Raw genomic sequence first — 11,084 nt, 5'->3', positions numbered from 1 at the left:
TTTTGCTGCTTTCGCAGCATGTCGCTCACTCAAAATACTGACCGTCACTCATTGCTGAGCAACGTATTTCTTTTGCGTGAACATTTGATAATTTAAGCATTCAGCAGCCACTTACGCGGCTGCTGGCACTTCATCAAACGCCCACACTTATCGACTGTTTATTGTTAAAGAACTGTATTCGGTACTGCCTTGCTGCATTTGCGAATCGTTTTGTTCGTCAGCAGCAGAGGAGTGAGATTATGCCGTGCTTCGCTTAACTCGTCAACCCCTCGTCTGTTTTGTCGCGCCGTCGTTTCCGACTCAATTCATGCGCTGCAAAACAGGACGCGCACTATAACAACCCACGTGCCCTTACGCAAGTACCGTTGCACGAGCGCGACTTCAACGCCTCCACCATCTAATTGACGTTTAGGCAATAATCACGAATACTGAACTAGAAAATATATCAATCCGCCCGAAGGACACCGGTGACCCTCGACGCCAACCAGATCCTGGCTCTCGCGCCCGATCCCGCCTCGGCCAAGGCCGGCAGCCAGTTGGCGACGCCGCGAAACTGGTCGAATCTCGGCACGAGCGACAGCGCCCTGTGGGGCGAATGCCAGGGCAGCGGCAAGACACCGTATCGCACCCAGATCGACCTCGGCGGCCCCGCCTTCAAATGCACGTGCCCCAGCCGCAAATTCCCTTGCAAGCACGGCCTCGGCCTGTACCTGCTGCGCACCTCCGAACCGTCCCTGTTCGGCCAGGCGGAGGCACCGGCCTGGGTGAGCGACTGGCTGCAGGGCCGCCAGACGCGCCAGGAAAAGAAGGCGACCGTAAAAGATACCGGTCCGGAAGCCGCGGTCCAGGCTCGCAAGCGTGAAGAAAAGCGCGAAGACAAAGTCAGTGCCGGCCTGGCGGACCTGCAGACCTGGCTGCATGACCTGGCGCGCGAAGGTCTCGCGTCCGTGCGCTCGCGCGGCCAGGGCTTCTGGGATGCGATCGCCGCGCGCATGGCCGATGCCCAGGCCGCCCCGGTCGCACGCCGTCTGCGCCGCGCGGGCAGCATGCTGTACCAATCCGGCCTGCGCAATGCCGAGAGCCTCGTCGCGAACGAACTCGCATCGCTGTACCTGCTGGTCCAGGCATGGCAACGCATCGAGCAGTTGACGCCCGCGCTGCAGGCCGACGTGCGCGCCCTGCTCGGGTGGACGATGAGCCAGGACGACGTCCTGCGCCAGGGAACCGTCACGGACCGCTGGGGCGTGCTCGCCCAATGCACGTTCGACGACGAGCGCCTGCGCGTGCGCTCGACCTGGCTGCTGGGCGAAGCGACGGGACGCTGGGCCCTGCACCTCCAGTACGCGGTCGGCACACAGGGCTTCGAGCAGCAGCTCGCGCCGGGCACGTCGTTCGACGGTGATTTGTGCTTCTATCCGAGCGCATGGCCGCTGCGCGCGCAGATCCGGCGCCAGGACGACGTACAGCCCCTGTCCGGCATCGATAGCCCGTCCAGCCTCGACACCCTGCAGGACACGTACGCGGACGCCCTCGCCGCCCAGCCCTTCCTCGAGCGCCACCCGGTGCTGCTCGGCGGCCTCGTGCCGGACGGCGCGGACCATGGCATCGTCCGCGACGCGCTGGGCCGCCGCATCGCGCTGCATCCATCCTTCCGCCATCCGCTGCACCTGCTGGCTCTCTCCGGCGGCCATCCGCTCACGGTCTGCGGCGAATGGGATGGCCGCATGCTGCTGCCGCTCGCCGTCTGGCACGACGGACGGCTCTACAACATCGACAGCGACCTCCCATGAACGACGACGCGCGCCAGCTGCGGCAGCTGTTAAAAATCGGGATGGCCCGCGCCGGCCGTCCGCCCGCCGGACTCCCCGCGCCGCTCGATGCGTTGCTGCCGCTCGATGCCGCGGCGGTGCCGGAAGGGGCGCTGTGGCTGTCGCTCGGTGCCCTCGACCTGTGGGAACGCAGCGGTTTCATCGCGCCCGACCAGCCCGCGCCCGCCTTTGTGCCCGCCTCGGCGCCCGACACGCTGCGTCCTTGCCCGCCCCGTGCGCAGGCAGTCATGACCCTCCTGTTGCGCGACCTGCATCCGGCCGGCCTGGAAGCGGAGTGGCTCCGGCTGCTGCACCGGTACGGCGGCCATCTGCCCGCGCACATGCTGCCCAAGCTGCTCGATGCGGCCACGCGCCAGCCGGCGCTGCGTCCCGCGCTGCTGCCCGTGCTGGGCGAACGCGGACATTGGCTCGCGCGCGTGCAGGCGGAGTGGAACTGGGCCGCCGGCATCGATGCGGAGGCCGCGCCGTGGGACACCGGCACGCCGGAACAACGCGTGGCCGCGCTGCGCGACTGGCGTGCGCGCGACCCGCAGGCGGCGCTCGCCGCACTCGCCGCGGCGTGGAGCAGCGAGCCCCCGGACCAGCGCGCGGCCCTGCTGGCCGCCCTGGCCGTCGGACTGGGGCCGGACGACGAAGCCTTCCTCGAAGCGGCGCTCGACGATCGCCGCAAGGAAGTGCGCATCGCGGCCCAGCGCCTGCTCGCACGCCTGCCCGGATCGCGGCTGGCGCAGCGCATGGAGGGCCGGCTGCTGCCGCTGCTGCGGATCGAATCCGACCGCATCGAACTGACCCTGCCGGCAGCGCTGGACGCGGCCATGCGGCGCGACGGCATCGGCGCCGCGCCGCATCACGGCCTGGGCGAAAAAGCCGGGTGGGTCGTCGACATGCTGGCTGCCGCCGATCCGCACGTATGGACCCGCCAGTTCGACCGCACACCGCGCGCCTGCCTCGAACTCGCCGGGCACAGCGAATTCGCGGCCGTGTTCGTGCGCGGCTGGGCGCTGGCCGTCCAGCGCCAGGACGGCGCACGCGCATGGTTGCTCGACTTCCTCATCTGGTCGGCAGGCGCCCGCCCATCCCTGCGCGAGGCCGTTCCCGACAGCCTGTTCGACGTCGCCGCCGCCCACATCGCACAAGACGATGCACTGTTCGACGCCCTCGCCGGCAAGTGGATCGGCGACGGGTTCCCGATGCGGCTGCTGACGCGCCTCGCAGCCGGCGCACCACACGCCTGGTCCGAGGACATGAGCCGGCGCGCACTGGAGCGGCTGCGCACATCGATGCTGCCGCTGCCCGACATGGGCCACCCGTGGCTCGTACGCCAGATGCTGTCCAGCCTCGCCCTCGCGCTCGACCCGGCGACCACCGCGGCGTCGGAAGCAGGCCTGCGCGCGGCCTGGCAGCCCGACGCCGAATGGGACAACGCCGTCAACGCATTCTTCGATCTCGCGCGCCTGCGCCACGAGATGACCCTTTCATTCCAGGAGCCCGCATGACCGCCACCTCTTCCGTCCTCCGCCAGCACGCCGAGCAGCAGTACGCCGACGAGCTGGAAGCGCTGATCGCCGTCGATACGCGCCAGCGCCCGCCCCGCTGGAAGATGTCGCCGTGGGCCGTCTCGACGTACCTGCTGGGCGGCGAGCTGGAAAACGGCGCGACGATCAGCGCCAAGTACATCGGCAATCCGCGCGTGATCGAGATCGCCGTCGCCACGCTCGCCACCGACCGCGCCCTGTTGCTGCTCGGCGTGCCGGGCACCGCGAAATCGTGGGTGTCCGAACATCTCGCGGCCGCGATCAGCGGCGACTCCACGCTCGTCGTGCACGGCACCGCCGGTACCAGCGAGGAAGCCGTGCGCTATGGCTGGAACTACGCGCAGCTGCTGGCCAAGGGCCCGTCGCAGGAAGCCATCGTTCCGAGCCCGGTGATGCGCGCCATGCGCACGGGACGCATCGCCCGCATCGAGGAACTCACGCGCATGCCGGGCGAGGTGCAGGACAGCCTGATCTCGATCCTGTCCGAGAAGGTCTTGCCGATCGCGGAACTGGACGACGAGGTGCTGGCCGAGAAAGGCTTCAACATCATCGCCACCGCGAACGACCGCGACCGCGGCGTCAACGAGCTGTCGAGCGCACTGAAACGCCGCTTCAACACCGTCGTGCTGCCGCCGCCGCGCACGGCCGACGAGGAAGTGCGCATCGTCGAGACGCGCGTGGCGAGCATCGGACGCGCATTGGAGCTGCCGGCCGAGACGCCGGCGCTGGAAGAGATCCGCCGCATCGTCACCGTGTTCCGCGAACTGCGCGAAGGCGTCACCAGCGACGGCAAGACGAAGCTGAAAGTCCCCAGCGCCAGCATGAGCACCGCCGAGGCCATCTCCGTCGTCACGCACGGCCTGTCGCTGGCGGCGCACTTCGGCGACGGCGTGCTGCGCGGCGCGGACCTTGCGGCCGGCATGGTCGGCGCGATCGTCAAGGATCCGCTGCAGGACCGCGTGGCGATGCTCGAATACCTGGAGACCGTCGTCAAGGAACGCGACGGCTGGAAGGATTTGTACCGCGCCTGCCGCGACGTGATGGCGTGAGCGCGCGATGAGCGTCCACCTGTTCGGCGTGCGCCACCACGGCCCAGGTTGCGCGCGCAGCCTGGCGGCGGCGCTGGCTGCGCTGGCGCCGGATTGCATCCTCGTCGAGGGTCCGCCGGAAGCGGATGCGCTGGCGCCCTTTGCCGGCCATGCGGAGCTGGTGCCGCCCGTGGCCCTGCTGCTGTATGCGCCGGCCGATCCGCAGCGCGCCGTGTTCTACCCGTTCGCCGAGTATTCGCCGGAATGGCAGGCGCTCCGCCATGCGGCCGAATACGGCACGGAGCTGCGCTTCTGCGACCTGCCGCAGGCGTACCGCTTCGCGCTGCGCGCCGCGGACGACAAGAAGGACGACGACATCCACGACGACCCGCTGCGCTGGCTCGCGCAGGCGGCCGGCTACGGCGACACGGAGACGTGGTGGGACCATCTCGTCGAACAGCGCGGCGACAGCCTGGACCTGTTCGCCGCCATCGCCGAGATGATGACGGCGCTGCGCAACGAAGCCGGCCCGCCGTCCGACGACGTCGAAATAAAACGCGAAGCGTGGATGCGCACGGCGATCCGCCAGGCCGTCAAGGAGGGCCGCGAACGCATCGCCGTCGTGTGCGGCGCGTGGCACGTGCCGGCCCTCGCGACACTGCCCAGCGCGAAGAGCGACGCCGATCTGTTGAAAGGCCTGGCGAAGGAAAAGATTGCGGCGACGTGGGTGCCGTGGACGCACGGCCGTCTTACGTTCGCCAGCGGCTACGGCGCGGGCGTGACGGCGCCCGGCTGGTATCGTCACCTGTGGCGCCATCGCGAGCGCGCGGGCCTGCACTGGCTGACGGAAGTCGCGACGCTCCTTCGCAAGCACGATCTCGACGCATCGTCCGCCCACGTGATCGAGGCGGCGCGCCTGGCCGACACGCTGGCCGCGCTGCGCGACCGTCCACGTCCGGGCCTGGATGAATTGATGGAAGCCGTGCGCGCCGTGTTCTGCTACGACAGCGACGCGCCGCTGCGTCTGATCCGGCGCGAACTGCTCATCGACGAAGCGCTGGGCACCGTGCCGGACGACGTGCCGGCCGTGCCGCTCGCGCAGGACGTGGCCGCGCAGCAGAAACGCCTGCGCATGCCCGTGCGGGCGGACATGACGGAGCTCGACCTCGACCTGCGCCAGCCCGCTCACCTGGAAAAGAGCGTGCTGCTGCATCGCCTTGCGCTGCTGGGCGTCCCGTGGGGGCGGCAGCAGAGCGTCCGCGGCCGGACGGGCACCTTCCACGAACAATGGCAGCTCGCGTGGGCGCCGGAATTCGCCGTCGACCTGATCGCCGCCAGCCGCTGGGGCGCCACGCTCGACAGCGCCACGACGGCGCTCGCCGCCGACCGCGCGGCGCAGGCGCACACCCTGCCGGAACTCACGCGCCTGATGGAGACGATCCTGCTGGCCGACCTGCGCGCGGCCGTCGATCCGCTGATGGCGCGCATCCAGGAAGTGGGCACGTTGACGCCCGACCTCGGGCTGCTGCTGGCCGCGCTGCCGTCGCTCGTCAATGTGCTGCGCTACGGCAGCGCGCGCAACGTCGACACGCAGGCGCTGGGGAGCGTCGTCGACGGCCTCCTGGCGCGCGCGTGCATCGCGCTGCCGTACGGTCTGCGCGGCGTCGCGGACGATGCGGCCGCCGCGCTGCTGGGCCAGATCATCGCGGCCGACCAGGCCGTGCGCCTGCTGCAGGACGAGACGCACGCGGCGGCCTGGTTCGATGCGCTGGAGGCCGGCGCGACGAGCGATTTGTCGCATCCGCTGCTGGCGGGACGGTGCGGCCGCATCCTCACGGAGCAGGGACGCTGGGACAGCGGGCGCGCCGCGCGCCAGCTCGCGCTGCGCTGCTCGCCGACCGTGCCGCCGCTCGTCACCGCGCACTGGCTCGAAGGGTTTTTACAGGGCAGCGGCGCCCTGCTCGCGCACAGCGACCCGTTGTGGAACATCGTGAACGGCTGGCTGCTCGCGCAGCCGGACCACGTCTTCACGGAACTGCTGCCGCTGCTGCGCCGGACAGTGGCCACGTTCAGCGCGCCCGAGCGGCGCGAACTGGGCCAGCGCGCGGCGCAGGCCGGCGGCAAGCTCGCGCATGCGGCGCCGGCGACGGCCGTCGATCCGGTACGTGCGCGGCGCGTGCTGCCCATCCTGCACACACTGTTCGGGACCCAGTCACTCCAGGAGGCCATCGATGGCGAATGAACAGGAAGCGGCGCGCCGTTGGCGCCTCGTGCTGGGGCAGGACGCGGGCGAATCGCTCACCTTGAACGGTGCCGATGCCGCGATCGATGCGGCGCTCGACGCGCTGTACGGCGCCGGTCCGGACACGCGCAGCGGCGGCCTGGGTGGATCGGCACCGCGCGTGGCGCGCTGGCTGGGCGACATCCGCCAGTACTTCCCGTCCAGCGTCGTGCAGGTGATGCAGAAGGATGCGTTCGACCGCCTCGGCCTGCAGCAGATGCTGTGCGAACCGGAGATGCTGGCGGCCGTCGAGCCGGACGTGCACCTCGTCGCGACGCTCCTCAGCCTGAACCGCGTCCTGCCGAACAAGACACGCGCGACGGCCCGCGCCGTCGTCGCGAAGGTCGTCGAGGAACTGGAAAAGAAGCTGTCCACGCCGATGCGCCAGGCGGTGTCCGGAAGCCTGAACCGGGCGGCGCGCAACCGGCGCCCGCGCCACCAGGACATCGACTGGCTGCGCACCATCCGCGCCAACCTGCGGCATTATCAACCGGACTACCAGACGATCATCCCGGAGACGCGCATCGGCTACGGCCGGCGCGGACGCTCGCTGCGCGACATCGTGCTGTGCGTCGACCAGAGCGGATCGATGGCGCCGTCCGTCGTGTACGCGAGCGTGTTCGCGGCGGTCCTTGCGAGCATCAAGGCGGTGACCACGTCGGTGGTCGTGTTCGACACGACCGTCGTCGACCTGACGCCGCTGCTGCACGACCCGGTCGAGGTCCTGTTCGGCACGCAGCTGGGCGGCGGCACGGACATCAACCGCGCGCTCGCGTATTGCCAGGGCCTCGTCACGCGGCCGCAGGACACGATCTTCGTCCTGATCAGCGACCTGTACGAGGGCGGCAACAATGCGGAAATGCTGCGGCGCGCGGCGAGCCTCGTCGGCAGCGGCGCGCAGGTGATATCCCTGCTCGCACTGGACGACAGCGGCGCCCCTTCGTACGACCGCAACAATGCGGCGCAGCTGGCCGCGATGGGCATCCCCTGCTTCGCCTGCACGCCCGACCTGTTCCCCGACCTGATGGCGGCGGCGATCCAGCGGCACAGCCTCGAACAGTGGGCGTCGCAGGCGGGTATCGTCCACGCGTAACCACGTGCTTCAATCGTGCGGGCGGTTGAACACAGCCGTGTTTGGCGCTACTGTCATCCCATGGACGATCAAGCTTCTCAACAAGAAAAGAACCACCGAGCCATGCGCGACATCATCGAAGAGGCGCGCTGCATTCTCCCCGGCTTGCAGGCGGTGTTTGGTTTCCAGACGATCGCCGTGTTCAACGAACGGTTCAATGACCTCGCGCTGTACGCACAGGCGTGCCACATGGTCGGCCTCGCCTTGATGGTGATCGCGATGGCTCTCCTGATGACGCCGGCCGTGTATTACCGCGCCCAGCACGGTTACGCGACGTCGCTCATGGTCAAGGTAGCGCGCAAAGCCATCCGGGGTGCGTTGATGCCACTGGCTCTTGGGCTGTCGCTCGACATGTTGACGGTCGTGTCGCTTGCAACCGACATGCTCTCGCTCAGTATCGCTGCCGCGGTTGCCTCACTCTGCCTCTTTGTGGGACTCTGGTACCTCATTCCGCGCCGTGACCCGATCCAGGTCGGCGAACCGCAGGCCTGACGCCGGCGTAGCCGCGGCCGTGTTGTGTGAGGCGGCGAACAGATGAGGGCGCTTGCACCCGGATAATGCTCCTGTGTTCACGGCATCGTGGACAAGAATTTTACGAACTGGGCGACACTGGCCTACCTTCAAGTTCCGATATCGGGGGGAGCACAGACGGTGGCGAGTGTTTGCCCAGCCGTTCACGCAGCGGCGACGCGACGATCGCGCGCCTGCTGTGACGGCTGGAAGCGGTGCAACCGAGAGCGTTTGCCGATGTCGAAGCTTGTAGCGTTTCGACTCCAGGGAGGCAAGCATGAGCCTGACATTGACCTCGGCCGACTTCACGCCCGGCGGCCCCATCCCCGCCATCCACACATGCGATGGCGCGAATACGTCGCCGGCGCTGTCGTGGTCCGGCGTCCCGCCCGACACCCGCAGCCTCGTCCTCATCATCGACGACCCGGACGCGCCCGATCCTGCGGCACCGAAAATGACCTGGGTGCACTGGGTCCTCTACAACCTGCCGCCGCAGGCGAACCACCTGCCCGCCGGGATACGCGAGGCGGAACTGCCGCGCGGCACGCAAGCCGGCCTCAACGATTTCAAGAACACGCGCTACGGCGGGCCGTGTCCGCCCATCGGACGGCACCGCTACGTGCATAAGCTGTATGCGCTCGACACCGTGCTGCCCGACCTGCGGCATCCGACCAAGCCCCAGCTGGAAAAGGCGATGCAGGGGCATGTGAAGGCGCAGACGGAACTGATCGGCACCTATCAGCGCGGTCACTGATCCGCGCGGATGAAATCGATGAAGGCGCGCAGTGGCGCGGGGACGAGCCTGCGCCCCGGATAGTAGAGATACGGGCCGGAAAAGGATGGCCACCACGGTTCCAGCACGGGCTCGAGCTCGCCACGGTCGATATGCGGGCGCAACCAGTCCTCGAACAGGTAGACGATGCCCGTGCCGGCGACGGCCACGTCGATTTTCAGGTCGAGTGCGCCGCCCACCTGGACGAGCAATTGCCCGGGCGGATCGATTGTGATCGTCTCGCTGTCGCGCTCGAATGTCCAGCGGATGATCGCGCCGCTGGCAAAGCGTGCGCGCATGCAGGCGTGGTCCAGCAAGTCGCGCGGATGCCGAGGGCGGCCGCGCCGGTCGAGATAGTCCGGCGCCGCGGCCGCGGCCATGCGCTGGACGCGCGGTCCGATGGGTACGGCGACCATGTCCTGCTCGAGCTTTTCCTCGTAGCGGATGCCCGCATCGCAGCCGGCCGCGAGCACGTCGACGAAGCTCTCGTCCGCGATCACTTCCAGGCGGATCTCGGGGTAGGCAGCGAGGAAGCGCGGCACGATGGACGGCAGCACGAGCCGCGCCGCGCTCATCGGCACATTGAGCTTGAGGGTGCCGGTGGGCGTATCACGAAAACCATTGACCACGTCGAGCGCACTCTCGACTTCGTTGAGCACGGGGTCCAGGCGCGCAAGCAGGCTGCGGCCCGCTTCCGTCGGCACGACGCTGCGCGTGGTGCGGTTGAGCAGGCGCACGCCGAGCTTCGCTTCAAGACGCCGCACCGCATCGCTGAGACCGGATGCGCTGCCGCTCGTGGCCCGTGCGGCATCGCGGAAACCGCCGGCGCGCGCGACGGCGACGAAAGCGGAAAGATCGCCCAGATCGACTTTCATGTGTTTTCCATTGTCCGGTTTGGCGTACAACCCATGCGGATTATGCCGGATTGTCCTGAGATCGTCGCGGGCTTATCGTGGATGCACTGTTCACGATCCATCAAGGAGAATCTCAATGTCCACCACGTATCAACTCGGCGACCGTACTGTCCGACGCCTCGGCTATGGCGCCATGCAGCTGGCAGGGCCCGGCGTCTTCGGGCCGCCGCGGGATCGGGAGGCCGCGCTCGCCGTGCTGCGCGATGCGGTGGCGCTCGGCGTCAACCACATTGATACATCGGATTTCTACGGCCCTCACGTCACCAATCAATTGATCCGGGAAGCGCTGCATCCGTATCCGGACGACCTCGTCATCGTCACCAAGGTCAGCGCGCGACGCGACGCCCAGGGTGCATGGCTGCCGGCCACGTCACCGAAGGAACTGCGCGAGGCCGTGCACGACAACCTGCGCAATCTCGGCCTGGACGTGCTGGAGGTGGTCAATTTCCGCAGCATGTTGGATGTCCATGGTCCGGCGGAAGGATCGCTCGAAGAACAGGTGACGACGTTGGCGGAGCTGCGCGAGGAAGGTCTCATCAAGCACGTCGGCCTGAGCAACGTGACGATGAAGCAGGTCGAGGACGCGCGGCGCATCGTGCCGATCGCGTGTGTGCAGAACATGTATAACCTCGTTCACCGCAATGACGACGCGCTGATCGATGCGCTGGCGCGCGACGGTATTCCGTACGTGCCGTTCTTCCCGCTCGGTGGCTTTTCGCCGCTGCAGTCGGATGCGTTGTCCGCAGTCGCAGCCGAACTCGGTGCGACGCCGATGCAGGTGGCAATCGCCTGGCTGTTGCAGCGGTCGCCGAACATCCTGCTGATTCCCGGGACGTCGTCGAGTGCCCACCTGCGCGAGAACCTGAAGGCGGCGGATCTCGTGTTGTCCTCGGATGTGCTGGCGAAACTCGATCGGATCTAGAAAGCAAAAAACCCGCTCGGAGCGAGGATTGGCAGTACCAATCCGGGCGAGCGGGCTTCGTTTTTCCAAAACGAAAAACCCCGTCGAGATCACTCGACGGGGTTTTCTTAATAACTAGCCTGACGATAACCTACTTTCACACTGGTTGCAGCACTATCATC

The 11,084-nt window shown here is 67.9% G+C and carries 9 protein-coding genes; 8 read left to right on the top strand and 1 reads right to left on the bottom strand.

The features are described 5' to 3' along the window. Positions 1 to 467 precede the first annotated feature (467 nt). The 7 genes from ASD28_RS18060 (at position 468) to ASD28_RS18030 (ending at position 9,069) form a co-directional block, all read left to right on the top strand. Entirely contained in the window at positions 468 to 1,790 is a 1,323-nt protein-coding gene (locus ASD28_RS18060) for an SWIM zinc finger family protein (RefSeq protein WP_056131080.1), read from the top strand. After that, positions 1,787 to 3,325 carry a DUF5691 domain-containing protein gene (locus ASD28_RS18055; protein WP_056131078.1) on the top strand — a complete coding sequence of 513 codons (1,539 nt, stop codon included), beginning with the start codon at positions 1,787 to 1,789 and terminating at the stop codon, positions 3,323 to 3,325. The genes ASD28_RS18060 and ASD28_RS18055 overlap by 4 nt, the downstream gene beginning before the upstream one ends. After that, entirely contained in the window at positions 3,322 to 4,413 is a 1,092-nt protein-coding gene (locus tag ASD28_RS18050; protein WP_056131075.1) for an AAA family ATPase, read from the top strand. Before ASD28_RS18055 ends, ASD28_RS18050 begins: the two co-directional genes overlap by 4 nt. 7 nt (positions 4,414 to 4,420) lie before the next feature. Beyond that, the gene (locus tag ASD28_RS18045) at positions 4,421 to 6,634 is read left to right on the top strand and encodes a DUF5682 family protein (protein WP_056131072.1); all 2,214 of its coding nucleotides are present in this window, start codon (positions 4,421 to 4,423) and stop codon (positions 6,632 to 6,634) included. Then, a complete protein-coding gene (locus ASD28_RS18040; RefSeq protein WP_056131069.1) occupies positions 6,624 to 7,766 on the top strand; it encodes a VWA domain-containing protein in 1,143 nt (380 codons plus the stop codon). The genes ASD28_RS18045 and ASD28_RS18040 overlap by 11 nt, the downstream gene beginning before the upstream one ends. 60 nt (positions 7,767 to 7,826) lie before the next feature. Further along, entirely contained in the window at positions 7,827 to 8,297 is a 471-nt protein-coding gene (locus tag ASD28_RS18035) for a DUF6328 family protein (RefSeq protein WP_056131066.1), read from the top strand. A 295-nt stretch (positions 8,298 to 8,592) separates the two neighbouring features. Further along, complete coding sequence (locus ASD28_RS18030) at positions 8,593 to 9,069, top strand: YbhB/YbcL family Raf kinase inhibitor-like protein (protein WP_056131063.1); 477 nt, start codon at positions 8,593 to 8,595, stop codon at positions 9,067 to 9,069. On the opposite strand, the gene ASD28_RS18025 is transcribed toward ASD28_RS18030, so the two are convergent. Continuing rightward, positions 9,063 to 9,962, bottom strand: coding sequence for a LysR family transcriptional regulator (locus tag ASD28_RS18025; protein ID WP_056131060.1), 900 nt, complete (start codon positions 9,960 to 9,962; stop codon positions 9,063 to 9,065). The two genes, ASD28_RS18030 and ASD28_RS18025, sit on opposite strands and share 7 nt — an antisense overlap. 115 nt (positions 9,963 to 10,077) lie before the next feature. Here ASD28_RS18025 and ASD28_RS18020 point away from each other — a divergent pair, with 115 nt between their 5' ends. Next, entirely contained in the window at positions 10,078 to 10,923 is an 846-nt protein-coding gene (locus tag ASD28_RS18020; RefSeq protein ID WP_056131057.1) for an aldo/keto reductase family oxidoreductase, read from the top strand. Positions 10,924 to 11,084: the final 161 nt, after the last annotated feature.

The organism is Massilia sp. Root133 (assembly GCF_001426525.1).
GTDB classification, from domain to species: domain Bacteria; phylum Pseudomonadota; class Gammaproteobacteria; order Burkholderiales; family Burkholderiaceae_D; genus Telluria; species Telluria orientalis.
This window is presented reverse-complemented; position numbering and strand designations above follow the sequence as displayed.

What these genes read in the sequence shown, in the direction of transcription:
- ASD28_RS18055 (WP_056131078.1), top strand. Translation starts at nt 1,787, where the DNA reads ATGAACGACGACGCGCGCCAGCTGCGGCAGCTGTTAAAAATCGGGATG.
- ASD28_RS18050 (WP_056131075.1), top strand. Translation starts at nt 3,322, where the DNA reads ATGACCGCCACCTCTTCCGTCCTCCGCCAGCACGCCGAGCAGCAGTAC.
- ASD28_RS18045 (WP_056131072.1), top strand. Translation starts at nt 4,421, where the DNA reads ATGAGCGTCCACCTGTTCGGCGTGCGCCACCACGGCCCAGGTTGCGCG.
- ASD28_RS18040 (WP_056131069.1), top strand. Translation starts at nt 6,624, where the DNA reads ATGGCGAATGAACAGGAAGCGGCGCGCCGTTGGCGCCTCGTGCTGGGG.
- ASD28_RS18035 (WP_056131066.1), top strand. Translation starts at nt 7,827, where the DNA reads ATGGACGATCAAGCTTCTCAACAAGAAAAGAACCACCGAGCCATGCGC.
- ASD28_RS18030 (WP_056131063.1), top strand. Translation starts at nt 8,593, where the DNA reads ATGAGCCTGACATTGACCTCGGCCGACTTCACGCCCGGCGGCCCCATC.
- ASD28_RS18025 (WP_056131060.1), bottom strand. Translation starts at nt 9,962, where the DNA reads ATGAAAGTCGATCTGGGCGATCTTTCCGCTTTCGTCGCCGTCGCGCGC.
- ASD28_RS18020 (WP_056131057.1), top strand. Translation starts at nt 10,078, where the DNA reads ATGTCCACCACGTATCAACTCGGCGACCGTACTGTCCGACGCCTCGGC.